The sequence below is a fragment of the Atlantibacter sp. genome (assembly GCF_032062175.1).
Lineage (GTDB): Bacteria > Pseudomonadota > Gammaproteobacteria > Enterobacterales > Enterobacteriaceae > Atlantibacter.
Genome location: NZ_DAMBQK010000026.1, coordinates 1 through 24,271, shown reverse-complemented (window position 1 = coordinate 24,271; position 24,271 = coordinate 1). Strand labels below are relative to the sequence as shown.

23 protein-coding genes are annotated in these 24,271 nt (G+C 54.1%); 8 read left to right on the top strand and 15 right to left on the bottom strand.

Going from position 1 to position 24,271, the window contains the following annotated elements; all coding sequences use genetic code 11:
- Positions 1 to 8 precede the first annotated feature (8 nt).
- The 11 genes from atpG to asnC all read right to left on the bottom strand — a co-directional run bounded on the left by atpG (position 9) and on the right by asnC (position 9,691).
- Positions 9 to 872 carry a F0F1 ATP synthase subunit gamma gene (gene atpG / locus RT120_RS18660; RefSeq protein WP_312984982.1) on the bottom strand — a complete coding sequence of 288 codons (864 nt, stop codon included), beginning with the start codon at positions 870 to 872 and terminating at the stop codon, positions 9 to 11.
- Between the two features lie 50 nt (positions 873 to 922).
- Positions 923 to 2,464, bottom strand: a complete 1,542-nt coding sequence (gene atpA / locus RT120_RS18655) for a F0F1 ATP synthase subunit alpha (protein ID WP_125292915.1) — start codon at positions 2,462 to 2,464, stop codon at positions 923 to 925.
- Between the two features lie 12 nt (positions 2,465 to 2,476).
- Complete coding sequence (atpH, locus tag RT120_RS18650) at positions 2,477 to 3,010, bottom strand: F0F1 ATP synthase subunit delta (RefSeq protein WP_312984981.1); 534 nt, start codon at positions 3,008 to 3,010, stop codon at positions 2,477 to 2,479.
- 14 nt (positions 3,011 to 3,024) lie between these two features.
- Positions 3,025 to 3,495: a F0F1 ATP synthase subunit B gene (gene atpF / locus RT120_RS18645; RefSeq protein ID WP_002435552.1), complete on the bottom strand. Its 471-nt coding sequence runs from the start codon at positions 3,493 to 3,495 to the stop codon at positions 3,025 to 3,027.
- A gap of 70 nt (positions 3,496 to 3,565) precedes the next feature.
- The gene (gene atpE, locus RT120_RS18640; protein WP_000429386.1) at positions 3,566 to 3,805 is read right to left on the bottom strand and encodes a F0F1 ATP synthase subunit C; all 240 of its coding nucleotides are present in this window, start codon (positions 3,803 to 3,805) and stop codon (positions 3,566 to 3,568) included.
- 50 nt (positions 3,806 to 3,855) lie between these two features.
- Positions 3,856 to 4,674, bottom strand: a complete 819-nt coding sequence (atpB, locus tag RT120_RS18635) for a F0F1 ATP synthase subunit A (RefSeq protein WP_161658798.1) — start codon at positions 4,672 to 4,674, stop codon at positions 3,856 to 3,858.
- 8 nt (positions 4,675 to 4,682) lie between these two features.
- On the bottom strand, positions 4,683 to 5,063 hold the full coding sequence (atpI, locus tag RT120_RS18630; RefSeq protein ID WP_312984978.1) for a F0F1 ATP synthase subunit I: 381 nt from the start codon (positions 5,061 to 5,063) through the stop codon (positions 4,683 to 4,685).
- 612 nt (positions 5,064 to 5,675) lie between these two features.
- Positions 5,676 to 6,299: a 16S rRNA (guanine(527)-N(7))-methyltransferase RsmG gene (gene rsmG / locus RT120_RS18625; protein ID WP_312985050.1), complete on the bottom strand. Its 624-nt coding sequence runs from the start codon at positions 6,297 to 6,299 to the stop codon at positions 5,676 to 5,678.
- 53 nt (positions 6,300 to 6,352) lie between these two features.
- Entirely contained in the window at positions 6,353 to 8,242 is a 1,890-nt protein-coding gene (mnmG, locus tag RT120_RS18620; protein ID WP_312984976.1) for a tRNA uridine-5-carboxymethylaminomethyl(34) synthesis enzyme MnmG, read from the bottom strand.
- A 379-nt stretch (positions 8,243 to 8,621) separates the two neighbouring features.
- On the bottom strand, positions 8,622 to 9,062 hold the full coding sequence (gene mioC / locus RT120_RS18615; protein ID WP_312984974.1) for an FMN-binding protein MioC: 441 nt from the start codon (positions 9,060 to 9,062) through the stop codon (positions 8,622 to 8,624).
- A 170-nt stretch (positions 9,063 to 9,232) separates the two neighbouring features.
- Positions 9,233 to 9,691: a transcriptional regulator AsnC gene (asnC, locus tag RT120_RS18610; protein WP_125292920.1), complete on the bottom strand. Its 459-nt coding sequence runs from the start codon at positions 9,689 to 9,691 to the stop codon at positions 9,233 to 9,235.
- 152 nt (positions 9,692 to 9,843) lie between these two features.
- Between asnC and asnA the strand changes: the two genes are divergently transcribed.
- The gene (asnA, locus tag RT120_RS18605; RefSeq protein WP_312984972.1) at positions 9,844 to 10,836 is read left to right on the top strand and encodes an aspartate--ammonia ligase; all 993 of its coding nucleotides are present in this window, start codon (positions 9,844 to 9,846) and stop codon (positions 10,834 to 10,836) included.
- Positions 10,837 to 10,839: 3 nt separating this feature from the next.
- Here asnA and viaA read toward each other — a convergent pair whose 3' ends face one another.
- Together viaA and ravA are read right to left on the bottom strand one after the other, a co-directional pair.
- On the bottom strand, positions 10,840 to 12,291 hold the full coding sequence (viaA, locus tag RT120_RS18600) for an ATPase RavA stimulator ViaA (protein WP_312984970.1): 1,452 nt from the start codon (positions 12,289 to 12,291) through the stop codon (positions 10,840 to 10,842).
- The gene (gene ravA / locus RT120_RS18595; RefSeq protein ID WP_312984968.1) at positions 12,288 to 13,781 is read right to left on the bottom strand and encodes an ATPase RavA; all 1,494 of its coding nucleotides are present in this window, start codon (positions 13,779 to 13,781) and stop codon (positions 12,288 to 12,290) included. The genes viaA and ravA overlap by 4 nt, the downstream gene beginning before the upstream one ends.
- A 344-nt stretch (positions 13,782 to 14,125) precedes the next feature.
- On the opposite strand from ravA, the gene kup reads away from it, so the two are divergent.
- From kup to rbsR, 7 genes are all read left to right on the top strand, one after another.
- Positions 14,126 to 15,994 (top strand): low affinity potassium transporter Kup, encoded by a 1,869-nt coding sequence (kup, locus tag RT120_RS18590; RefSeq protein WP_312984966.1) that lies wholly within the window; start codon positions 14,126 to 14,128, stop codon positions 15,992 to 15,994.
- A gap of 169 nt (positions 15,995 to 16,163) precedes the next feature.
- A complete protein-coding gene (gene rbsD, locus RT120_RS18585) occupies positions 16,164 to 16,583 on the top strand; it encodes a D-ribose pyranase (RefSeq protein ID WP_312984964.1) in 420 nt (139 codons plus the stop codon).
- A gap of 7 nt (positions 16,584 to 16,590) precedes the next feature.
- Positions 16,591 to 18,093, top strand: coding sequence for a ribose ABC transporter ATP-binding protein RbsA (rbsA, locus tag RT120_RS18580; protein ID WP_312984962.1), 1,503 nt, complete (start codon positions 16,591 to 16,593; stop codon positions 18,091 to 18,093).
- 2 nt (positions 18,094 to 18,095) lie between these two features.
- Complete coding sequence (gene rbsC / locus RT120_RS18575) at positions 18,096 to 19,061, top strand: ribose ABC transporter permease (RefSeq protein ID WP_312984960.1); 966 nt, start codon at positions 18,096 to 18,098, stop codon at positions 19,059 to 19,061.
- A 26-nt stretch (positions 19,062 to 19,087) separates the two neighbouring features.
- Positions 19,088 to 19,975 (top strand): ribose ABC transporter substrate-binding protein RbsB, encoded by an 888-nt coding sequence (rbsB, locus tag RT120_RS18570; protein WP_125292928.1) that lies wholly within the window; start codon positions 19,088 to 19,090, stop codon positions 19,973 to 19,975.
- A gap of 82 nt (positions 19,976 to 20,057) precedes the next feature.
- Entirely contained in the window at positions 20,058 to 20,987 is a 930-nt protein-coding gene (gene rbsK / locus RT120_RS18565; protein ID WP_312984958.1) for a ribokinase, read from the top strand.
- Between the two features lie 3 nt (positions 20,988 to 20,990).
- Positions 20,991 to 21,983: a ribose operon transcriptional repressor RbsR gene (rbsR, locus tag RT120_RS18560; RefSeq protein WP_312984957.1), complete on the top strand. Its 993-nt coding sequence runs from the start codon at positions 20,991 to 20,993 to the stop codon at positions 21,981 to 21,983.
- On the opposite strand, the gene mdtD is transcribed toward rbsR, so the two are convergent.
- On the bottom strand, positions 21,980 to 23,374 hold the full coding sequence (gene mdtD, locus RT120_RS18555) for a multidrug transporter subunit MdtD (RefSeq protein ID WP_312984955.1): 1,395 nt from the start codon (positions 23,372 to 23,374) through the stop codon (positions 21,980 to 21,982). The genes rbsR and mdtD overlap by 4 nt on opposite strands.
- A gap of 19 nt (positions 23,375 to 23,393) precedes the next feature.
- On the bottom strand, positions 23,394 to 24,089 hold the full coding sequence (locus tag RT120_RS18550; RefSeq protein ID WP_312984954.1) for a FadR/GntR family transcriptional regulator: 696 nt from the start codon (positions 24,087 to 24,089) through the stop codon (positions 23,394 to 23,396).
- Positions 24,090 to 24,271: the final 182 nt, after the last annotated feature.

Genomic DNA, 24,271 nt, shown 5'->3' with positions numbered 1-24,271 from the left:
TAACCTGGTTATACCGCGGATGCACCACCGACGATTTCGGTGAGTTCCTGAGTAATGCTGGCCTGACGAGCTTTGTTGTATACCAACTGCAGCTCTTTAATCAGGCTGCCGCCATTGTCGGTCGCGGCTTTCATCGCCACCATACGTGCGGCCTGCTCGCTGGCCAGGTTTTCTACCACGCCCTGATAAACCTGAGATTCCACATAACGACGCAGGAGGGTATCCAGCAGCGCTTTCGGATCGGGTTCGTACAGGTAATCCCAGGACTTGCGTTTTAATTCCTCATCATCATCCGCTGGCAATGGCAGCAGTTGCGTGATGGTCGGAACCTGAGACATGGTATTGATAAATTTGTTATTGACGATAAAAAGCTTGTCCAGACGCCCTTCATCATAGGCCTGCAACATCACTTTTACCGGGCCGATCAGTTCAGACAGGGATGGGTTATCCCCCATGCCTGTCACCTGAGCCACGATGTTCCCGCCAACGGAATTAAAGAACGACACGCCTTTAGAGCCGATCATCGCGATATCGCTCTGAACGCCCTTATCTGACCATGCTTTCATTTCCGCCAGCAGTTTTTTGAACAGGTTAATGTTCAAGCCACCGCACAGACCACGGTCCGTCGACACCACCAGGTAGCCCACGCGCTTAACGTCGCGTTCTTCCAGGTAAGGGTGCTTATATTCCAGATTACCGTGAGCAAGGTGACCAATCACTTTGCGCATGGTATCTGCGTAAGGACGGCTGGCAGCCATTCTTTCCTGCGATTTACGCATTTTGGAAGCGGCGACCATCTCCATCGCTTTAGTGATCTTCTGCGTGTTCTGGACGCTTGCGATCTTACTACGTATCTCTTTTGCGCCGGCCATGAGCTTCTCCTCAATGCCTTGCGGCCTGTCCTAAGACAAGCCGCCAGACGTTACCAGGACTGGGTTGCTTTGAAAGAGTCGAGGATGCCTTTCAGCTTGCCTTCGATCTCATCGTTATAGCCACCGGTCTGGTTGATTTCTTGCATCAGCGGAGCGTGATCACGGTCAACGTAAGCCAGCAGAGCGGCTTCGAAGCTACCGATTTTCGCCAGTTCCACATCTTCGAGGTAACCGCGTTCTGCCGCGAACAGCACCAGAGCCTGCTGCGCAACGGACATCGGCGCATACTGTTTCTGTTTCAGAAGCTCGGTCACTTTCTGACCGTGGCTCAGCTGTTTACGGGTTGCATCATCAAGGTCGGATGCAAACTGGGAGAACGCCGCCAGTTCACGGTACTGCGCCAGCGCGGTACGAATACCACCGGACAGTTTCTTGATGATTTTGGTCTGCGCTGCGCCACCTACACGAGATACGGAAATACCCGGGTTAACCGCCGGACGAATACCGGAGTTGAACAGGTTGGTTTCCAGGAAGATCTGACCATCGGTAATGGAAATTACGTTGGTCGGAACGAACGCAGAAACGTCACCCGCCTGGGTTTCGATAATCGGCAGTGCAGTCAGTGAACCGGTTTGACCTTTGACTTCACCTTTGGTGAAGGCTTCAACGTATTCCGCGTTAACGCGGGATGCACGCTCCAGCAGACGAGAGTGGAGGTAGAATACGTCGCCCGGGAATGCTTCACGTCCAGGCGGACGGCGCAGCAGCAGGGAGATCTGACGGTAAGCAACGGCCTGTTTGGACAGATCATCATAAATGATCAGCGCATCTTCGCCGCGGTCACGGAAGTATTCGCCCATTGCGCAACCGGCATAGGGTGCCAGGTATTGCAGCGCAGCGGATTCAGACGCGGTCGCAACCACCACAATGGTGTTAGACAGCGCACCGTGTTCTTCCAGCTTACGCACCACGTTGGCGATAGTGGACGCTTTCTGCCCGATCGCAACGTAGACACATTTGATGCCGGAATCACGCTGGTTGATGATGGCGTCGATAGCCAGTGCGGTTTTACCGGTCTGACGGTCGCCGATGATCAGTTCACGCTGACCACGACCGATTGGGATCATGGCGTCAACGGACTTATAACCGGTCTGTACAGGCTGGTCTACGGATTGACGTTCGATAACGCCCGGTGCAATCGCTTCAACAGCAGAGAAGCCGTCGTGCTCAACCGGACCTTTACCGTCGATAGGCGCACCCAGGGTGTTCACCACACGACCCAGCAGGCCACGGCCAACCGGAACTTCAAGAATACGGCCAGTACACTTCACCTTCATACCTTCGGCGAGGTCAGCGTACGGACCCATCACCACCGCACCCACAGAGTCGCGCTCGAGGTTCAGTGCGATAGCGTAACGGTTACCCGGCAGGGAGATCATCTCGCCCTGCATCACATCGGCCAGGCCGTGGATACGGATAACACCGTCACTTACAGAAACAATAGTACCTTCGTTGTGAGCTTCACTCACAACACTGAACTGAGCAATGCGCTGCTTGATCAGTTCGCTGATTTCGGTGGAATTCAGTTGCATGCTCCAGTCCCCTTAAGACTGCAAGACGTCTGCAAGGCGTTCAAGACGGCCGCGTACGCTGCCATCAATGACCATATCACCCGCTCGGATGATTACGCCTGCCACTACAGACTTATCGATTTTGCAATTCAGCTTCACTTTGCGTGACAGACGTTTTTCCATCGCGACACTGATTTTCTCGAGCTGTTCTTCGTTAAGCGCAGTAGCGGAAGTGACTTCCACTTCAACGGTGGCCTCACGGGCCTCACGTAAACGAATAAATTGCTCAAGAACATCAGGGAGAACCTTCAGACGCCCATTATCAGCCATTACCTTAATCAGGTTCTGTCCGTGAGCGTCGAGCTGGTCACCACATACTGCGATAAACGACTCAGCGAGCGTTTCCGGCGCCAGTGCGCCAGAGAGAAGCTCTGCCATTTGTTCGTTTTTAGTCACCTCAGCGGCAAACGCCAGCATGTCCTGCCAACGGTCTACGCTTTGGTTTTCGACGGCAAAGTCAAAAGCTGCTTTGGCGTAGGGGCGAGCTACCGTTACAAATTCAGACATCAGCCCCTCCCTCCTTACAGTTCAGCGACAAGTTTATCCACGATGTCGCTGTTAGCAGCTTCATCCACGGAACGTTCGATGATCTTCTCGGCGCCAGCAACGGCCAGCATAGCCACCTGCTTACGCAGCTCTTCACGAGCGCGTTTACGCTCAGCGTCGATTTCTGCCTGAGCCTGCGCCACGATTTTGGTACGTTCCTGTTCGGCTTCCGCTTTCGCTTCGTCCAGGATCTGCGCACGGCGTTTGTTCGCCTGCTCGATGATTACCTGAGCTTCAGCTTTCGCTTTTTTCAGCTGGTCGGTCGCATTGGCCTGTGCAAGGTCCAAATCCTTTTTAGCTCGTTCAGCAGAAGCAAGACCGTCAGCAATTTCTTTTTGACGTTTTTCGATGGCAGCCATAATTGGCGGCCATACATACTTCATGCAGAACAGAACGAACAGGACAAACGCGATGGCCTGGCCGAGGATTGTTGCGTTAAGATTCACAGCACAATGCCTCTTATCTAGTTAACGTTCTGATATTGCTTAATTTACTTAACAAGTAAAGCAACGCTCACTACGCGACGGCGAACATCACGTACAGACCCAGACCTACAGCGATCATCGGGATTGCGTCCACCAGACCCATTACGATAAAGAACTGAGTACGCAGCAGAGGAATCAGATCAGGCTGACGCGCGGCGCCTTCCAGAAATTTACCCCCGAGGATGCCGATACCGATCGCAGCACCGATTGCCGCAAGACCCATCATCACAGCGGCAGCCATGTACAGCAGATCCATATTCAGGTTTTCCATGACAGTCTCCAGTTTGTTTCAGTTAAAACGCAGTAGTGTTGTTTAAAAAATCAATGCTCTTCAGATGCCATCGACAGATAGACAATCGTCAGAACCATGAAAATGAAGGCTTGCAGCGTAATGATCAGGATGTGGAAAATGGCCCATGGCACATTCAACAACCACTGCGACCACCACGGCAACAGACCAGCAATCAGAATGAAAATCAGCTCACCGGCATACATATTGCCGAACAGTCGCAGACCGAGAGAAACCGGTTTGGACAGCAGGCTCACACCTTCAAGGATTAAGTTGACAGGAATGAATGCCCAGTGATTGAACGGCTGTAGCGTCAGCTCTTTAGCGAAGCCGCCAATGCCTTTCATTTTGATGCTGTAGAACAAAATCAGGATAAACACGCCAAGCGCCATGGACAGGGTGATGTTCACGTCAGCAGACGGCACCACGCGCATCGCCGGCAGACCCAGTACATGTTCAGCAATGTACGGCAGCAGGTCGATTGGCAGCAAATCCATCAGGTTCATCAGGAATACCCAGACGAAAATCGTCAGGGCCAGCGGAGCGATAACTTTGCTCTTGCCGTGGTACATGTCTTTTACGCTTCCATGTACGAAACCGACAATCAGCTCGACCGCTGTCTGGAATTTACCCGGTACGCCGCTGGTGGCATGTTTGGCCACACGACGGAACAGAACCAGGAACAACAGACCCAGAACCACCGAGAAGAACATGGAGTCTATGTTGAGCGTCCAGAAGGTAGCCGGGGGGTTTTGCGGATCCACCAGTGAGAAGGTACGCAGGTCAAGCTGAAGGTTATTCAGATGGTGACCTATGTACTCCTGTGGTGAAGAGAGTTCTCCTGCAGACATGATGCCTCTTACCCTTTGTTGTTGATTACAGCTGGTGCCAGTATTTGCACAACCAGCACCGAAACCCACGTCACTATCAGCGGAAAAAATACCGCGTGGAAGTACGCTAACGCCACCACCAAAAGTGCGAATGTCGCAAGCACCTTAAACACTTCGCCGACGGCGAACGACCAGGCCACTCGGCCTTTTGCGGGTGTCTGCGCCTGGTGACGCCAGGCAAAAATCATAAACAATGCGTTTGGCAGCCACACTGCCAGGCCTCCGCCAACGGCGGACGCGCCCCAACTGGGGTCTTTGAAGCAAAACAGCAATCCCATCGCCATTATTGCCAGTAACTGAATGAACAGAAGCTTGCGAGCCACATTGACACTAAAGAGCGACACAAACATTACGTTTACTCCTGCTCCCTAAGAGGTATGTCGCGTGTCGTATAAAACGTTCTTTAAGGCTCGGAGTCAAGCATCAAAAAGCGGTCAAATTATACGGTGCGGCCTCGTGATTTCAAACAATAAGTAGCGAAAAGGTGAATAAATGTTTAAATAAATTTCGACCCGCGCATTTTTAAACTTTTTATTAAACGCGCTATGTTCGCCAAAAAACCGGAATAACCGCAAAGACCTTGTTCTAAAGCGTGCAGGAGATCACACAATAAACAATTAAACTAACAAATATTCTGTATCAGATATGAAACCCGAAAATGCATCTTATTGAAAATTAATAGTATTACACGCGATTTTTTTAAAATCAGTCCATACACCATCAAAACCTTTCATTGACATATCAACCGAAGTTTTAACAAACACGGATACGCCATGAGGAGGATTTTTAGCAGGCTGATATTTTCGGGGTTGATTATTTTAAAACGGATTTAACTGCCTCTCCCCTGCCCTGTTCTATGCCCTGGTAAAAAAAGGGTTAAATTTCCTGTCATTCATCATGAGAATGACAGGTGGCGTTTAACAATTTATCAATCGCACTTTTTCTACTATTTTTTACAATTCTTAAAATTTGTTTGGCTTAATCATAACCAAATGGCGTTCGCCTTCAAGGCCCGGTACGTTTAGCGCCACGACCTTTTCCACTTCGAATCCTGCCGGCAGCGCCGCGATTTCATCATCTGGACGCAGGCCTTTCAGGGCATAAAAGCGCCCGTGCGGCGCAGGCAGACGCTGGCACCAGTTCACCATATCGGTCAGCGACGCGAACGCGCGGCTGATCACGCCGTCAAACGGCGGTTCTGCCGGAAATTCTTCAACGCGGCTTTGCACCGGTGCGATATTCTCCAGCTTCAGTTCATGCTGCACCTGGCGCAAAAAGCGTACCCGTTTACCCAGGCTATCCAGCAGGGTGAAATGCTTATCCGGGCAGGCGATCGATAACGGGATGCCCGGCAAACCGGGGCCAGTACCAACGTCGATAAAGCGCTCGCCTTCAAGGTGCGGGGCGACCACGATGCTGTCGAGAATATGGCGCACCAACATTTCCGCCGGATCGCGCACGGAAGTCAAGTTATAGGCTTTGTTCCACTTATCCAGCATGCCGACATAGGCCAGCAGCTGCTGTTTTTGGTGGTCGGTCAGCGTGATGGCGGCGGCATTCAGCAAACGCGTGAGTTTATTCAGCACAACGATATCCATGAAAAGGGCCAGCATAAGGCTGGCCCGAATTTAACGTCCGGTTACGCGCTGCGGCGCAGTAAACCCTGTTTTTTAAGCCATACCAGCAAAATAGAGATGGCGGCAGGCGTGATGCCTGAAATGCGCGACGCCTGTCCAATGGACGACGGTTTGTGATCGTTAAGTTTGGCGATCACTTCGTTCGACAAGCCAGACACCTGGCGGTAATCCAGGGTCGCGGGCAGCAGCGTGTTTTCATTGCGCAGCTGTTTCTCGATCTCGTCCTGCTGGCGGGCGATGTATCCCTCGTATTTCACCTGGATTTCTACCTGCTCGGCGGCCTGAGCATCATCAAGGCCCGGCGCGAACGGGGTCAGGTTTACCAACTGCGGGTACGTCATTTCCGGGCGGCGCAGCAGATCTTCGCCGCTGGCTTCACGGGACAACGGCGAGGCCAGTTGGGCGTTGATCTCCTGCACGCCTTCCGAAGACGGTGCCATCCAGATGCCGCGCAGGCGCTGGCGTTCCAGTTCGATATTTTCACGCTTCTGGTTGAAGCGCGCCCAGCGGGCATCGTCCACCAGGCCCAGCTCGCGGCCCGCTTCGGTCAGACGCAGATCGGCGTTATCTTCACGCAGCATCAGGCGATATTCGGCACGGGAGGTAAACATGCGGTACGGTTCTTTGGTGCCCAGCGTGCACAGATCGTCCACCAGCACGCCGAGGTAAGCCTGATCGCGACGCGGCGCCCAGCCCTCTTTCTCGGCAGAGAAGCGACCGGCATTCAGGCCTGCCAGCAGACCCTGCGCGGCAGCTTCTTCATAGCCGGTGGTGCCGTTGATTTGCCCGGCAAAGAACAGGCCCTGGATATATTTGCTCTCCAGGGTCGGTTTCAAATCGCGCGGGTCAAAGAAATCATACTCAATGGCGTAACCCGGACGGACGATTTTGGCGTTCTCCATGCCTTGCATTGAGCGCACGATTTGCATCTGCACATCAAACGGCAGGCTGGTGGAAATCCCGTTCGGGTAAATTTCGTTCGACGTGAGGCCTTCCGGCTCCAGGAAGATCTGATGCTGGTTGCGATCGGCAAAGCGCATCACTTTATCTTCGATGGACGGGCAGTAGCGCGGGCCAATGCCTTCGATCACCCCGGCATACATCGGGCTGCGATCGAGGTTGGCGCGGATCACGTCATGGGTTTTTTCGTTGGTGTAGGTGATATAGCACGGCACCTGCTGTGGATGCTGGCTGACATTGCCCATAAACGAGAACACGGGCAGCGGCGTATCGCCATGCTGCTGTGCCAGCACACTGAAATTGATGGTGCGGGCATCAATACGCGGCGGCGTACCGGTTTTCAGGCGATTAACGCGCAGCGGCAGTTCACGCAGACGGCGTGACAGGGAAATCGACGGCGGATCGCCTGCACGGCCACCGCTGTAGTTATCCAGCCCGATGTGGATCTTGCCGTCCAGGAATGTCCCGACGGTTAACACCACCGCTTTGGCGCGGAACTTGAGGCCCATCTGGGTCACTGCGCCGACGACGCGATCGTTTTCCACTATCAGATCTTCCACCGCTTGCTGGAAGATCATCAGGTTCGGTTGGTTTTCCAGTGCGGTACGCACCGCCTGGCGATACAGTACGCGATCGGCCTGGGCGCGAGTGGCGCGAACGGCAGGGCCTTTGCTGGCGTTTAGTATCCTAAACTGAATACCGGCTTTGTCGATCGCTGTTGCCATCAGACCGCCGAGGGCATCCACTTCCTTAACCAAATGTCCTTTACCAATACCGCCGATCGCCGGGTTGCAGCTCATCTGCCCCAGCGTGTCGATATTGTGTGTCAAAAGTAGGGTCTGTTGACCCATACGGGCTGCGGCCATCGCGGCCTCAGTACCTGCATGACCCCCGCCAATGATAATGACGTCGAAAGGATCCGGATAAAACATGGTGGATAAACCTCGTGGTGTGGCAAATGGGTTTTCGATCCCGGGGCGTGGATTCTACTCAAGTTTAGCCTTTCGAGAAAGTGTCAGGATCGTTGGTATTTAAAAGAAGATCTTTTTATTTAGAGATCTGTTTTACTATGATCTCTTATTAGGATCGCCGATATCTGTGGATAACTGACGATCGCCAATGAAGATCAAGGCGTTAAGTGAGATCATTAGCTGTTAACGATCGGTGATCCCACACGGTATTAGCTGGGTGCAGAATGGCTGTTTATACACAGGCCCACGGCGGGCTAAAGGTTATACTTGGGATAACTACCGGTTGATCCAAGCTTATGAGCAGACTTATCCACAAATCAACCGGCGATCTTTTCAGCAATTAGAGTAAATTTTTCCAGGATCCCAGCCAAATCTCCGCCGGATCTTCCGGAATTTCGTGATCGTGCACGTTGATCTTCAGCAGATCGCCAATGCGTTTGGCCCCACATTCGGTCATCAGCGTGTCGATTTTCTCGATCGCACCACAAAAGGTGTCGTACTCGCGGCTGCCGATACCCACTGCGCCATAACGCACATTACTGAGGTCAGGATGCTGTTCCTTTATTGCCGTATAAAAAGGTTCGAGATTATCCGGCACATCTCCCGCGCCATGCGTCGAGGTCACAATCAGCCAAACCCCGTCAGCCTGCAGGTCTTCGAGCATCGGGCCATGTTGGGTATCGGTGGTAAAACCCGCTTCTTCCAGCTTTTCCGCCAGATGCTCAGCTACGTATTCCGCGCTGCCCAGGGTACTGCCGCTGATAAGGGTAATTTCTGCCATGATCGTCTGCCTTTTATAAAACGTCGCGTATTGTACGCTGTGAAGGGGCTGGGATCTACCTGTGGATAATATGGGTATAGCAGGAAAGGAGCCGATCGCAGGTTTTGGCGAGGATTCCCGGCGATCGGTGAAATATTCTAAGATAAGTTATTGATATATAGCTATTACGCTCAGGGCTTAATTGTGCGCATTATTGGGTTTTGCAGGGAAATAAGCGTCTCAGTGGACTGAATTTCATCAATTGTTTGGATCTTGTTGATAAGTACTTGCTGCAATGCATCGATGGATCGGCACATCACTTTAATAAAGATACTGTAGTGGCCGGTGGTGTAATACGCTTCGGTCACTTCATCCAGGCTTTCCAGTCTCGCCAGGGCGGAAGGGTAGTCTTTGGCGCTTTTCAGGATAATGCCGATAAAACAACACACGTCATAACCCAGTTGCTTCGGGCTGATATCAATGCGCGCGCCGGTGATAATTCCGGCCTGCTTCATTTTCTCGACACGCACGTGAATAGTCCCCGGACTGACGCCGAATTGTTTCGCCAGTTCGGCATAAGCGGTACGCGCATTGGCCATTAGGGCCTCAAGGATGCCGCGATCCAGATTGTCGATCTGATAATTTTCCATATGTTTTCCTTATGGATAATGACGATTCGCTCTCATTATGGCCTTTAAATTATCGAATTAAAAACCGTCTGGCCTTTTTTATTGATGATTATTGAATTGAGCTGCCTTTTTATTGCTAAATGTTTGCTATCAGACAGACAGGAGTAAACATAATGAAAACGGCTTACATCGCAAAACAGCGTCAGATTAGTTTCGTGAAGTCCCATTTCTCTCGCCAGCTCGAAGAAAAATTGGGCCTGATTGAAGTTCAGGCACCGATCCTGAGCCGCATCGGCGATGGGACCCAGGATAACTTATCCGGCTGCGAAAAAGCCGTTCAGGTTCGCGTAAAAAACCTGCCGGACGCGCAGTTTGAAGTCGTGCACTCGCTGGCAAAATGGAAACGTAAAACCCTCGGTCAGCATGACTTCAGCGCCGGTGAAGGGCTGTACACTCATATGAAAGCGCTGCGCCCGGACGAAGATCGTCTGTCACCCATTCACTCGGTGTACGTGGATCAGTGGGACTGGGAGCGCGTGATGGGTGATGGCGAACGTCATCTCGGCACCCTGAAACAGACCGTAGAAGCCATCTGGTCCGCCATGAAAGCCACGGAAGCCGCAGTAAGCGAGCAGTTTGGCTTAACGCCATTCCTGCCGGAGCAGATCCACTTCGTTCACAGCGAAACCCTGCAACAGCGCTTCCCGGATCTGGATGCTAAAGGCCGCGAGCGCGCCATTGCCAAAGAGCTGGGTGCGGTATTTTTGATTGGCATCGGCGGCAAACTGGCGGACGGTAAACGTCATGACGTGCGCGCACCGGATTATGATGACTGGTCAACGTCCAGCGAAGGCGGTTTTGCCGGTCTGAACGGCGATATTCTGGTCTGGAACCCGGTGCTGGAAGATGCGTTTGAACTCTCTTCAATGGGCATTCGCGTGGACGCCGATACGCTGAAACGCCAGCTGGCGATCACGGGTGACGATGATCGCCTGGCGCTGGAATGGCATCAGGCGCTGCTCAACGGTGAAATGCCGCAGACCATCGGCGGCGGTATCGGGCAGTCGCGCCTCACCATGTTGATGCTGCAACTGCCGCACATTGGGCAGGTTCAGTGCGGCGTATGGCCAGCCCATGTTCAGGCTGAAGTTAGCGAACTGCTGTAATGATTAACGCCGCCAGCGTCGCAGCAGGCGGCTACGCATCCCGGTATCAAAGCGCCAGATATGATCGAATATCCGCATGATGCCGGGTTTGCCGTGAGCCGACATCGCCACGGCATGGAAACGGTGCTGATGCACTCGCTGTAACGTCTTCACTTTGCCGACCACGTCATCCGGCAAGCGCTGGGCGATAAAATCCGAGATCACCACCGCGTCCGCATCCTGCCATACGCTTCCCTGCATTCTTTCGATGATCGATCTGAAACAGCTGGCTATATCGGTGCCGCCGCGAAACTGCTGGCTTAAAAACCGAATGGCTTGCTCAATGCCGTCCTGCCGGGAAAGTTCATAACTCACCACTTCGGTGGAAAACAACATAATAAAGCAGCGTCGACTGTCGGCCAGGGCGATGCGCATCAGCGCCAGGCAAAACGCTTTGGCACACTGTTCATTAAAGCCGCCCATGGAACCGGACGTATCCACGCAGACGATAAACGGGCCGCGTGGTTGCTCGTCGACATCCTGATGCGTCACCGGCCGTTCAGTAACGCGCTCCCGCCAGGCTTCACCCTGTAGCCGATAGGTCAGCAGTTCGTGCTCCACCAGCCGCCGGTAGAATTCATATTCCAGTTCGGTAATGCCCAGCGTGGCAAGCTCAGTCGGCAACAGGCGCAGGATATCGTCACTGCGGTGAAGCCCTTCCACCTGTTCCGGAACCGTCGCCGGTTCACGCACCAGGGTGCGAAAGGTCTCCATCGGAGAATCCTTCTTTGGGACGGATTTGGCCTCCCTGGAACGCCCCAGTTGCGCTGCGAGCTTTTCCAGCTCCGGCTGGCTGGCAAGAAAATCCCCGTATTTGACGATCAGTTGATAGTCGCCGCGCTTTAGCTGCCCGGCGCTCATATCCCACAACCGGCCTGCCGCATGATCGTTTTCCACCAGCACCTTTTCCAACTGACCGCTGAGTGTCATGCGCTCCTGCACTTCGCTTAACAGTTGCTCGCGTTCGTCTTCCAGCAACTGCTGATTCAGGGTGGTGGCCTGCACCACCAGGCTTAATCGCCAGCGTTGCAGAAACAGGGTATGCAACGCCGGGGTAAACGTGGGGCTGGCCTGGGTAAGCTGCGCCGCCTGGGCGGCAAACGGCGAGTTAAGCTGCTCAAGACGGGACAAGATTTGCGGTAGCTGGACCAGCAACTGAGACGTGGAGAGCAGTTGGCTTTGCTGATAGCATTGCACCTCCTGCGCCAGCTCCACAGGCACCGGCACATCGTGAAGTCGGTTTTTTAACTGCTGTCGCCAGCGCGGAATATCCTCATGAAGCGCTTTCTTTAATTTCGGGTACTTTTCGAAGAATACCGCCAGCTGCGGCGAGGCCAGCAGCGCGATAATCAGTTCTTCGATTAATTCCCCTTCGCTGATGGCCAGGATCGTGTTTAACGTATCCAGGGTAATCATTGACGCGCCTGTTTAATCTGCGCGCCGACGTCCTGTAAGCTGGCCTCAATACGTCCCAGCCAGTCGGGCTGGATAAACAGGCATTTTTGTTGATCGCTAAAGCGGCTGTGCTGCTGGTGCCATTCATTATCCAGCTCGTCTAACTGCTGTTTAATTTCCGCCGGAATGCCTTCCGCCAGCGCGCCCGGCAACGACAGCCGGCTCCCCTGCAGGCTGACATCACGGATTTGCAGATGCTGGCCGCTGTCCACGTCCAGATTGAGGATCTGCGCAAAGCCAATGCCGTTGAGTTTGCCGCGGATCTCCCCGCCTTTTTGCAGCCACTGGTCGAGCTGTTCGCGGTTGAGGGTGATATGAATCACTTCCATATCGTGGAGCTTAAGCGGTTTTTGCAGCAGCAGCGTCAGTTCGGCTGCCTGTAACGTGTCCGGGAGATGGTATTGCGGACGGCGACTAAACATCCCGCTTTGCTTCACCACGGTTAGGGCGTTCTGCTCGCTCTTTTGCTGCTCCAGCTGCATCCGGCGTTGCTGAATGGCGCCGAGCTTTGTCAGCATCGCCTGCTGTTGCCAGGCGTGCCCGGTCATCAAAACTTCCATTTGCTGCTGCATTAGGTTGCGGGCGGCGGCGTCATGCCATAGGCAGTCTTTCAGCAAAATCAGATCGATGGGTGCGACGGCATTGCGACCACTGAAAAACGCGCAGGCCTGTAACAGGTGAATCGCTTTTTTCCAGCGACGATCCGAAACATAAGGCGCGTGCGGCTGGTTTTCCAACTGCTGGCGCAGCAGAAAAATTAACTCAAAGACGTCGTCCGGCAGCGCGACGTTGCCGATATCTTTTTGCCACTGGGTAAATTCTTCATCACTGATTTGCAGCGCGGCGGGCACCGGGTTTTCATTTTCGTCCTGCTGGCTTACCAGCATCGAGCGGAAATTACCTTTGTCCTGAACTTTATCCAGCCATAGCCGGATTAACATGCGGTCATACAGCGCTTCCAGGCTGTTATCCGTATCCGGCAGTTCGTTAGAGGCCGCCACCAGCAGGCGCATCGGGATTTTCTCTTCAAATGCGCCGTTGCGAAAACGCCGTTCGTTAATGGCGGTCAGCAGCGTGTTCAGGATGGCTGGCCCGGCTTTCCAGATCTCATCCAGGAACACGATCTCCGCTTCGGGAAGGTAACCCTGGGTCAACCGCTCATAACGCCCTTCGTCCTTCAGCGCCTGGATAGATAGCGGGCCGAATACTTCTTCAGGCGTGGAAAAGCGGGTCATCAGATATTCAAAAGCGCGGGCGTGTACGAAAGCAAACTTGAGGCGGCGGGCAATCAGGCTTTTGGCGATGCCCGGTGGGCCTAATAAAAAGACGCTCTCGCCGCTCAATGCGGCTAACAGGCAAAGACGTATTGCGTGGCTGCGTTCGAAAAGCCCTTTTTCCAGTGCGGATGCGAGTCTTGAAATTCTTTCAGCCAACAAATGGGGTTGAGCCATAATTAGTTTGCGTCCTTACCCTGAGGAAACGGCTTAAGATGCAATTATATACCTGCAGTTTTGGTCGCGAGACAAGCCCTGCGGCCCGCTCCAGGTAAGTCAATCGCCACTTTTTAATCTCTGTCGCATACTCAGGAAAATTGTGATGCAACGATAATTCGCTAATCCGAAGTGATGAGGGCGGTTATCGTCAAAAAGGAGTACGAAGTTTAGGGGTATTTTTTTGACGTGGACAGGCTGGATTCTATTTAGGGGTACGATTTTGCCGTTAATCGTGCATACTGTGCGCTTTTTGTGGGCCAAGGGACTAAGCACACAACTGTTTTCTAACAAAAGATTAGTCTATGAGCGCTGATAATAAGCAACCGCTGCCGGCGATAACGCTTGCAGCAATCGGGGTGGTGTACGGCGATATCGGGACCAGCCCACTTTATACGTTAAGAGAATGCCTTTCCGGCCAGTTTGGTTTTGGCGTAGAACGGGATGCCGTTTTTGGCTTCCTCTCCCTGATTTTTTGGCTGCTGATTTTAGTGGTTTCCATTAAATATCTGACCTTCGTGATGCGCGCCGACAACGCCGGTGAAGGTGGGATACTGACGCTAATGTCGCTGGCAGGGCGTAATACCTCAGCTAAAGCGACATCCTGGCTGGTTATTCTGGGCCTGATTGGCGGCAGCTTCTTTTATGGCGAGGTGGTTATCACACCGGCCATTTCGGTGATGTCCGCCATCGAGGGTCTGGAAATCGCCGCGCCATCGCTCGACCCCTATATTGTGCCGCTGTCGATTATCGTCCTGACCCTGCTGTTTATGATCCAGAAGCATGGCACCGGGATGGTGGGTAAACTGTTCGCGCCGATTATGCTGGCCTGGTTTTTGATTCTGGCGGTATTGGGCGTGCGCAGTATCATCGCCAACCCGGAAGTGCTGCACGCATTAAACCCAATATGGGCGGTGCATTTCTTCGTGGAATACAAGACGGTTTCTTTCTTCGCGCTGGGCGCGGTGGTGCTGTCGATCACCGGCGTTGAGGCGCTGTATGCCGACATGGGCCACTTCGGTAAGCTGCCGATCCGTATCGCGTGGTTTAGCGTGGTGCTGCCTTCGCTGGTGCTGAACTATTTCGGCCAGGGCGCGCTGCTGCTGAAAACGCCGGAAGCGATTAAGAACCCGTTCTTTTTACTGGCTCCCGACTGGGCGCTGATCCCACTGCTGATTATCGCCACCCTGGCGACGGTTATCGCCTCGCAGGCAGTGATCTCCGGCGTGTTCTCCCTGACGCGCCAGGCCGTGCGTCTGGGCTATCTTTCGCCGATGCGCATCATCCACACTTCAGAAATGGAGTCCGGGCAGATTTATATTCCGGCCATTAACTGGATGCTCTATTTCGCGGTAGTGATTGTTATCGTCAGCTTTGAACACTCCAGTAACCTGGCGGCGGCCTACGGTATTGCGGTAACGGGCACCATGGTCTTGACCTCAATTCTGTTCACCACCGTTGCCAATAAAAACTGGCACTGGAGCAAAATCCTGCTCGGGGTGATGTTCGTTGGGTTTATGTGCATTGATGTGTCGCTGTTCTCGGCTAACCTGTCGAAGCTGCTGTCCGGCGGCTGGCTGCCACTGACGTTAGGCCTGGTGATGTTTATCATCATGACCACCTGGAAAAGCGAGCGCTTTCGTCTGCTGCGCCGGATGCATGAGCACGGTAACTCCCTGGAAGCGATGATCGCCTCGCTGGAAAAATCCCCGCCGGTGCGCGTGCCGGGCACGGCGGTGTACATGTCCAGGGCGTTGAACGTCATTCCGTTCGCGATGTTGCATAACCTCAAGCACAACAAAGTGCTGCACGAACGTGTGATCCTGCTGACCCTGCGTACAGAAGATGCGCCTTACGTGCACAATGTACGCCGCGTGGCCATCGAACAGCTATCGCCCACTTTCTGGCGCGTGGTAGCCAGTTACGGCTGGCGCGAAACGCCGAACGTGGAAGAGGTGTTCCACCGCTGTGGGCTGGAAGGGCTGAGTTGCCGGATGATGGAAACCTCGTTCTTTATGTCCCATGAATCGCTGATTATCGGTAAACGCCCGTGGTATCTGCGCCTGCGCGGCAAGCTGTTCCTGCTGTTGCAGCGTAACGCGTTGCGCGCCCCCGATCAGTTTGAAATCCCGCCTAACCGGGTTATAGAACTCGGGACTCAGGTAGAAATTTAATTTTTCAACGCCTCTTCTGTGAAGGGGCGTTTTTCTTTCTGCTGTCCTGCAACAATAACGAGCGAAACGTTTCGATGGCGATCACATTTCTATAACGCGCCGATTGTTTCCTGTTCGCCTTCTTCACTACACTTCAGTCAGCGAAACGTTTCGCTAGTGGAGCAAAGACATGAAAAAAGGCACCGTTTTAAATGCTGACATCTCTCGGGTCATCTCACGTCTCGGTCATACCGATACGGTTGTTGTGTGTGATGCCGGGTTGCCCATCCCGAAAACGACTGAGCGTGTCGACCTGGCACTGACTCAGGGCGTCCCCACCTTTATGCAGGTGTTGGATGTGGTGACTACCGAGATGCAGGTTGAAGCGGCGATCCTTGCGCTGGAAATTAAACAACACAATCCGCAGCTCCACGAAACGTTGCTCAGCCATATTGAGCAACTGCAACAACACCAGGGAAATACCATTGAAATTCGTTACATCACGCATGAACAGTTCAAAGTAAACACCGCTGCCAGCCAGGCGGTCATTCGCAGCGGGGAATGCTCCCCGTATGCGAATATTATTCTCTGTGCCGGCGTAACTTTCTGAGGCCGACATGGACGCATTACTGCAACTTAAGGGGATTGATAAGTCATTCCCCGGTGTAAAAGCCCTTTCCGGCGCGGCGCTGAATGTCTATTCAGGCCGCGTTATGGCATTGGTCGGCGAAAACGGTGCCGGTAAATCCACCATGATGAAAGTGCTGACCGGCATCTATCAACGTGATGCCGGCTCGCTGAAATGGCTGGGCCAGGAAACGACTTTCAACGGTCCGAAATCGTCTCAGGAAGCGGGCATCGGCATTATCCACCAGGAACTTAACCTGATCCCGCAACTGACTATTGCGGAGAACATCTTCCTGGGCCGCGAATTTGTTAACCGGTTTGGCAAAATCGACTGGAAAACCATGTATGCCGAAGCCGACAAGCTGCTCGCCAAACTGAACCTGCGCTTTAACAGCCACCGACTGGTGGGCGAACTGTCTATTGGCGATCAGCAGATGGTGGAAATTGCCAAGGTGCTGAGCTTTGAATCCAAAGTCATCATCATGGACGAACCTACCGACGCCCTGACGGATACCGAAACCGAATCGCTGTTCCGCGTGATCCGCGAGCTGAAGGCCCAGGGGCGTGGCATTGTCTATATTTCCCACCGCATGAAAGAAATTTTCGAGATCTGCGATGATGTTACGGTATTCCGCGACGGGCAATTCATTGCCGAACGTGAAGTGGCGACGCTGACCGAAGACACGCTGATTGAAATGATGGTGGGTCGCAAGCTCGAAGATCAGTATCCACACCTGGACAAAGCGCCGGGTGAGGTGCGTCTGAAAGTCGATAATCTGTGCGGGCCTGGCGTTAACAATGTTTCCTTTAGCTTACGCAAAGGGGAAATCCTTGGCGTAGCCGGGCTGATGGGCGCAGGGCGTACTGAGCTGATGAAAGTGCTGTACGGCGCGTTGCCGCGCACCAGCGGATACGTCACGCTCGACGGCCATGAAGTCGTGACCCGCTCTCCGCAGGATGGGTTGGCGAACGGCATCGTTTATATCTCTGAAGACCGTAAGCGCGATGGTTTAGTGCTGGGCATGTCGGTAAAAGAGAACATGTCTCTGACCGCGTTGCGCTATTTCAGCCGCAGCGGTGGCGGCCTGAAGCATCAGGACGAGCAGCAGGCAGTCAGCGATTTTATCCGGCTGTTCAACGTCAAAACCCCGTCAATGGAACAGGCGATCGGTTTGCTCTCCGGCGGTAATCAGCAGAAAGTGGCGATTGCCCGCGGCCTGATGACCCGTCCGAAAGTGCTGATCCTTGATGAGCCGACGCGCGGCGTCGATGTCGGTGCCAAGAAAGAGATCTACCAGTTAATCAACCAGTTCAAAGCTGAGGGCTTAAGCATCATTCTGGTCTCGTCTGAGATGCCAGAAGTGCTGGGCATGAGCGATCGCATCATGGTGATGCACGAGGGGCATCTCGGCGGTGAGTTCACACGCGAGCAGGCCACTCAGGAAGTGCTGATGGCGGCGGCTGTTGGCAAGCTAAACCGCGCAGGAGTATGACAATGAGTACCCAGACTATCACTGGCCGTCGCTATTTCACTAAAGCGTGGCTGTTAGAGCAAAAATCGCTGATTGCCCTGCTGGTGCTGATCGCGGTGGTCTCCACCATGAGCCCGAACTTCTTTACCGTTAATAACCTGTTCAACATCCTGCAACAAACGTCGGTCAACGCCATTATGGCGGTAGGCATGACACTGGTTATCCTCACCTCAGGTATCGACCTGTCCGTCGGTTCCCTGCTGGCGTTAACCGGCGCGGTCGCCGCCTCAATCGTAGGCCTGGAAGTGAACGCGCTGGTGGCTGTGGCGGGCGCGCTGGCGCTCGGTGCGGCGATTGGCGGCGTGACTGGCGTTATTGTTGCCAAAGGACGCGTGCAGGCGTTTATCGCTACCCTGGTGATGATGCTGCTGCTGCGCGGCGTGACCATGGTGTACACCGACGGTAGCCCGATTAACACCGGGTTCTCTGACAACGCCGATCTGTTTGGCTGGTTTGGTATCGGTCGCCCGCTGGGCATCCCGACGCCGGTGTGGATCATGGCGGTCGTCTTTCTCGCCGCCTGGTATATGCTGCATCACACCCGTCTGGGCCGTTATATTTATGCACTGGGCGGTAACGAAGCGGCGACGCGTCTGTCCGGCATCAGCGTTAATAAAATCAAAATCATCGTTTATTCGCTGTCCGGCATGTTGGCCGCGCTGGCGGGTGTTATTGAAGTGGCGCGTCTGTCTTCCGCACAGCCGACGGCCGGTACTGGCTATGAGCTGGATGCCATCGCGGCGGTGGTGCTGGGCGGTACCAGCCTGGCGGGCGGTAAAGGCCGTATTGTGGGGACGCTGATCGGTGCGCTGATCCTCGGCTTCCTGAACAACGGACTGAATTTATTAGGTGTTTCTTCCTATTACCAGATGATCGTTAAAGCAGTCGTCATTCTGCTGGCGGTACTGGTAGACAACAAAAAGCAGTAACTGATTACTCTACAGGACATCTGACTATGAACATGAAAAAACTGGCTACCCTGGTTTCTGCTGTTGCGTTAAGCGCCACCGTGAGCGCCAACGCTATGGCGAAAGACACGATCGCGCTGGTTATCTCCACGCTGAATAACCCGTTCTTTGTGTCATTAAAAGATGGCGCGCAGAAAGAAGCCGACAAACTGGGGTATAACCTGGTGGTGCTGGATTCCCAGAACAACCCGGCTAAAGAGCTTGCCAACGTTCAGGATCTGACCGTTCGCGGCACTAAATTACTGCTGATTAACCCAACCGACTCCGATGCGGTAGGTAACGCCGTGAAGATGGCTAATCAGGCCAAAATCCCGGTAATCACCCTGGATCGTATGGCATCCAAAGGCGACGTGGTCAGCCACGTGGCGTCTGATAACGTGGCAGGCGGCAAAATGGCCGGTGACTTCATTGCTAAAAAACTGGGTGAAGGCGCGAAAGTGATCGAGTTGCAGGGCATCGCAGGTGCCTCCGCTGCCCGTGAGCGTGGTGAAGGTTTCAAACAGGCGACTGCGGCCCACAAATTTACCGTCCTGGCGAGCCAGCCGGCTGACTTCGACCGCACCAAAGGCCTGAACGTGATGCAAAACCTGCTGACCGCGCATCCGGACGTGCAGGCTGTGTTTGCTCAGAATGATGAAATGGCGCTGGGCGCACTGCGCGCGCTGCAAACCGCCGGTAAATCCGACGTGCTGGTGGTAGGTTTTGACGGCACCGCCGACGGCGTGAAAGCCGTTGAAGGCGGCAAGTTAGGCGCAACCGTGGCGCAAATGGCCGATCAGATTGGCGTTATCGGCGTGGAAACCGCGGATAAAGTGCTGAAAGGCGAAAAAGTTGAGAAGCAAATCCCGGTTGAGCTGAAGCTGGTTACCAAATAAGTCACAGATTACATAAAGTAATAAGAAAAGCAGGGCACCGCGCCACCCACCCGGGTGGCGCATTTTGACGGGACACCCGAAGATGAATACTACTGGCAAGCTGGTTGTTCTGGGCAGTATTAATGCCGACCATATCCTTAATCTTGAATCGTTCCCGAAGCCGGGTGAAACTCTGACCGGTAGCCAATACCAGGTCGCGTTCGGTGGGAAGGGCGCAAATCAGGCGGTTGCCGCCGGCCGTAGCGGTGCGGATATCGCGTTTATTGCCTGCGTGGGTGATGACGATACCGGGCGTCGGGTTTGTACTCAGTTAGCCAGCGATAATATTGATATCTCGCCGGTGGATACCATCAAAGGTGAATCCACGGGCGTGGCGCTGATTTTTGTTAACGCCCAGGGCGAGAACGTTATCGGCATCAGTGCCGGGGCCAACAGCGCGTTGACGCCGGAGCGCGTCACGGCGCAGCACGATTTGATTGCCCAGTCCTCCGCGCTGCTGATGCAGTTGGAATCCCCGGTAGAAAGCGTCGTCGAAGCCGCGAAAATTGCCCATCAACATCACACCACCGTCATCCTCAATCCGGCACCGGCACGAGAGCTGCCAGATGAACTGCTGCGCCTGGTGGACATTATCACCCCCAATGAAACCGAAGCGGAAAAGCTGACCGGCGTGAAAGTCGCAACCGATGACGATGCCGCACAAGCGGCGCAGCGGTTACACGATAAAGGCATCGGCACGGTGATCATCACTTTAGGCAGCCGTGGCGTATGGGCCAGCCGTGACGGCAAAGGCCAGCGGGTGCCGGGTTTTAAAGTCGATGCTGTGGATACGATTGCCGCAGGGGATACCTTTAACGGCGCGTTAGTTACCGCCTTGCTGGAAGAAAAACCGTTGCCGGGAGCGATTCGCTTCGCTCATGCCGCTGCCGCTATCGCAGTGACCCGGCGCGGGGCACAGCCTTCCGTACCGTGGCGTAATGAGATCGACGATTTCTTAAAGCAACAGGGGTAACGCTTGGCGACGATGAAGGATGTTGCTCGCCTGGCGGGCGTCTCCACTTCCACGGTTTCTCACGTCATTAATAACGATCGCTTCGTGAGCGAAGCGATTCGTTTAAAAGTGAATGACGCCGTGAAAACCCTGAACTATGCCCCCTCGGCGCTGGCGCGCAGCTTGAAGCTGAACCAGACCCGTACCATCGGGATGCTGATCACCGCCAGTAGCAACCCCTTCTTTTCAGAAATCGTGCGCGGTGTGGAACGCAGCTGTTTCGAGCGCGGCTACAGCCTGGTGCTGTGCAATACCGAAGGCGACGAACAGCGCATGAACAGCAATCTGGAAACGCTGCTGCAAAAGCGCGTCGATGGCCTGCTGCTGCTGTGTACCGAAACGCATCAACCTTCCGCCGAAATCATGACGCGTTATCCTTCTATACCCACCGTGATGATGGACTGGGCACCCTTTGATGGCGACAGCGATCTGATTCAGGATAACTCGCTGCTGGGTGGTGAAATCGCCACTCAGCATCTGATTGATAAAGGCTATCGGCGCATCGCCTGTATTACCGGGCCGCTGGATAAAACGCCGTCACGCCTGAGGCTGGAAGGGTATCGCAACGCCATGGCACGTGCAGGGCTGGCCATTCCTGACGGCTATGAAATTACCGGCGACTTTGAGTTTTCCAGCGGATTTAGCGCCATGAACGCCCTGCTAACGTTAGCGGAGCGCCCCGACGCGGTGTTTACCGGCAACGATGCGATGGCAGTTGGCGCATACCAGGCGCTCTATCAGGCCGGGCTGAGCATTCCGAAGGATATGGCGCTGGTGGGGTATGACGATATTGAACTCGCGCGCTATATGACCCCGCCACTGACCACCGTTCATCAACCGAAAGATGAACTGGGCGAGCTGGCTATTGATGTGCTGATCCATCGCATGGCGCAGCCGGGGCTTGCCCAGCAACGCCTGCAATTAACGCCAGAGCTGATCGCGCGCGGTTCGTCTTAAGCTTTATGCCTTTCTTTTATCAGGTTACGTCCGTCTTTCGGGCGTAACAGCATAAATACCAGCGCTGAGACCAGGGTAATCACACCCATAGTCATAAAGGTGCTGTGGAACTGCTCCACGGTGCTGGTGGTTTGATCGCTTTGATAAAAACGCAGTACTGCCGCACTCACCGCGACCCCAAGGCTGATGGACAATTGCTGAGTCACCGCCAGCATGCTGTTGCCGCTGCTGGCGTTCTCATCAGTAAGATCCGCAAGGGTGATGGTATTCATCGAGGTGAACTGTATCGACATCGCCATCCCCAGAATAAACAGCGGCAGTATCAGCGCCCAGACAGGCATCGCAGGGGACTGCAACGCGAACTGGCCGATCATCAAACCGATAAACAGCGTGACGCCCACCAGGGTTTTCCGGTAACCGAGGCTGCGCAGGATTTGCGTCACCATCGATTTCGCCAGAATCGAGCCAATGGCCGTCGGCGCCATCATGCAGCCAGCGATCAGCGCCTGGTAGCCGAACCCCACCTGCAACATCAATGGCATCAAAAACGGTACGCAGCCGGTGCCGAGGCGCGACGCGATATTGCCCGCGATGCCGATAGAGAAAGTGCGGGTTTTAAACATCGGTAGCGCAATGATCGGGTTGGGATGGCGGCGGGCGTGGACTATATACGCCATCAGCAGCGCCAGACCGCTGGCGATCGCTAAGCCGGCAATCCACGTATCCACTATCTTTTCGCCAAACAACTCCATCCCGCTGGAGAACAGCACCAGGCTCAGGCCGAACAGCAAAAAACCGCCCATATCGAACCCGCGACGCGGCGTCGTAAAGTTGGGCATGTATTTGCGCGCATACAGCAGACCGGCAATACCGATAGGGATATTGATTAAGAAAATCCAGTGCCAGCTGGCCCAGGTCACCAGAACCCCGCCCAGAACCGGGCCAAGAACAGGGCCGACCAGGCCAGGCATGGTCACGAAATTTAATACCGGCAGTAATTCGCTACGTGGATAGGCGCGCAGCAACGCCAGACGGGCGACCGGCATCATCATCGCCCCGCCGACGCCCTGCATCACCCTGAACAGCACCAGTTGGCCGAGGTTTTGAGACAGGGCGCAGGCCAGCGATCCCAGAGTGAACAGTATCACCGCAATCATAAATACACGGCGGGTGCCGAAGCGGTCAGCAAGCCAGCCGCTGACGGGGATCAGCATCGCCACCGTCAGGGTGTAACTGATAATGGCGGACTGCATCGCCAGCGGCGAGCGGTCCAGACTCTGGGCGATAGCGGGTAACGCGGTGTTAAGAATGGTGGCGTCCAGCGCCTGCATAAAAAAGGCCATCGCCGCAATCCACGGCAGTCCTGCCATACTGCGAGCTTTTTTAATCATGACTACCTTATTTGCGCTTTCAGGGTTGATGGGGCTCCCGCAACAGTTCGCGACAGGCTGAAGACGCACCTTCGCCATCGCCTCTGAGAATAGCGTCGACAATCATTTGATGAACGTCGAGTTTAATCACTTCGTTATGGGTAATAGATGAGAAGTAATTGTAATAGATGGAATGGAACAGCGTTGCGAAGGAGGTAAGGAACGGGTTTCCGCTCATTTCGTAGATCTGTTCGTGATAAGAGACGTCAACATCAACCCAGCGCTGCCGGTCAAACGCCGTTTTCAGGGCTACCATCTCGTTCATGGTGTTTTTAAGCGACGCTTTCTGCGCATCCGTACCATGAAGGGCTGCCAGCATGCAGGCCTGTGGTTCCAGGCTGGTGCGCATGACCAGAAAGTTAGTAATAACCTCAGAGAAGTTATCCTGGGTCATCCACCATCCTAACAACTCTTTATCGAGGAAGTTCCAGTTGTTCTGCGGCATCACGCGAGTGCCTATTCGCGGGCGCGGCAGCACCATCCCTTTTGCGGTTAATGTCTTAACGGCTTCGCGTACGGCGGTTCGGCTCACCCCAAACAGCTCGCCCAACTCAATCTCGCCGGGCAAAATCGTGCCGGGTGCGTATTCCCCTTTAAGAATGCGTTGCGCCAGCTTTTCTGCAAGGACGTAAGAAAGGTTCTTTTGGGCCGCTAACTGATGTGCAGATAAAGGCATAGTGCATTCCCTTTATAGAGAGGTTTTACGGTGTAGTATGCCATCGGCCCATGAGATTCGATGCAAAAAACAGCAAAAGCCCACGTAATTGCTGGATTAATGAGTCATATGCATAAAAAAGAGACGTTCGGAAATTATTTTGAAAAATAGGCTTGTCAGATTCTGATTACTCCCTATAATGC

What these genes read in the sequence shown, in the direction of transcription:
- atpG (WP_312984982.1), bottom strand. Translation starts at nt 872, where the DNA reads ATGGCCGGCGCAAAAGAGATACGTAGTAAGATCGCAAGCGTCCAGAAC.
- atpA (WP_125292915.1), bottom strand. Translation starts at nt 2,464, where the DNA reads ATGCAACTGAATTCCACCGAAATCAGCGAACTGATCAAGCAGCGCATT.
- atpH (WP_312984981.1), bottom strand. Translation starts at nt 3,010, where the DNA reads ATGTCTGAATTTGTAACGGTAGCTCGCCCCTACGCCAAAGCAGCTTTT.
- atpE (WP_000429386.1), bottom strand. Translation starts at nt 3,805, where the DNA reads ATGGAAAACCTGAATATGGATCTGCTGTACATGGCTGCCGCTGTGATG.
- atpB (WP_161658798.1), bottom strand. Translation starts at nt 4,674, where the DNA reads ATGTCTGCAGGAGAACTCTCTTCACCACAGGAGTACATAGGTCACCAT.
- atpI (WP_312984978.1), bottom strand. Translation starts at nt 5,063, where the DNA reads ATGTTTGTGTCGCTCTTTAGTGTCAATGTGGCTCGCAAGCTTCTGTTC.
- mnmG (WP_312984976.1), bottom strand. Translation starts at nt 8,242, where the DNA reads ATGTTTTATCCGGATCCTTTCGACGTCATTATCATTGGCGGGGGTCAT.
- mioC (WP_312984974.1), bottom strand. Translation starts at nt 9,062, where the DNA reads ATGGCAGAAATTACCCTTATCAGCGGCAGTACCCTGGGCAGCGCGGAA.
- asnC (WP_125292920.1), bottom strand. Translation starts at nt 9,691, where the DNA reads ATGGAAAATTATCAGATCGACAATCTGGATCGCGGCATCCTTGAGGCC.
- asnA (WP_312984972.1), top strand. Translation starts at nt 9,844, where the DNA reads ATGAAAACGGCTTACATCGCAAAACAGCGTCAGATTAGTTTCGTGAAG.
- viaA (WP_312984970.1), bottom strand. Translation starts at nt 12,291, where the DNA reads ATGATTACCCTGGATACGTTAAACACGATCCTGGCCATCAGCGAAGGG.
- ravA (WP_312984968.1), bottom strand. Translation starts at nt 13,781, where the DNA reads ATGGCTCAACCCCATTTGTTGGCTGAAAGAATTTCAAGACTCGCATCC.
- kup (WP_312984966.1), top strand. Translation starts at nt 14,126, where the DNA reads ATGAGCGCTGATAATAAGCAACCGCTGCCGGCGATAACGCTTGCAGCA.
- rbsD (WP_312984964.1), top strand. Translation starts at nt 16,164, where the DNA reads ATGAAAAAAGGCACCGTTTTAAATGCTGACATCTCTCGGGTCATCTCA.
- rbsA (WP_312984962.1), top strand. Translation starts at nt 16,591, where the DNA reads ATGGACGCATTACTGCAACTTAAGGGGATTGATAAGTCATTCCCCGGT.
- rbsC (WP_312984960.1), top strand. Translation starts at nt 18,096, where the DNA reads ATGAGTACCCAGACTATCACTGGCCGTCGCTATTTCACTAAAGCGTGG.
- rbsB (WP_125292928.1), top strand. Translation starts at nt 19,088, where the DNA reads ATGAACATGAAAAAACTGGCTACCCTGGTTTCTGCTGTTGCGTTAAGC.
- rbsK (WP_312984958.1), top strand. Translation starts at nt 20,058, where the DNA reads ATGAATACTACTGGCAAGCTGGTTGTTCTGGGCAGTATTAATGCCGAC.
- mdtD (WP_312984955.1), bottom strand. Translation starts at nt 23,374, where the DNA reads ATGATTAAAAAAGCTCGCAGTATGGCAGGACTGCCGTGGATTGCGGCG.
- RT120_RS18550 (WP_312984954.1), bottom strand. Translation starts at nt 24,089, where the DNA reads ATGCCTTTATCTGCACATCAGTTAGCGGCCCAAAAGAACCTTTCTTAC.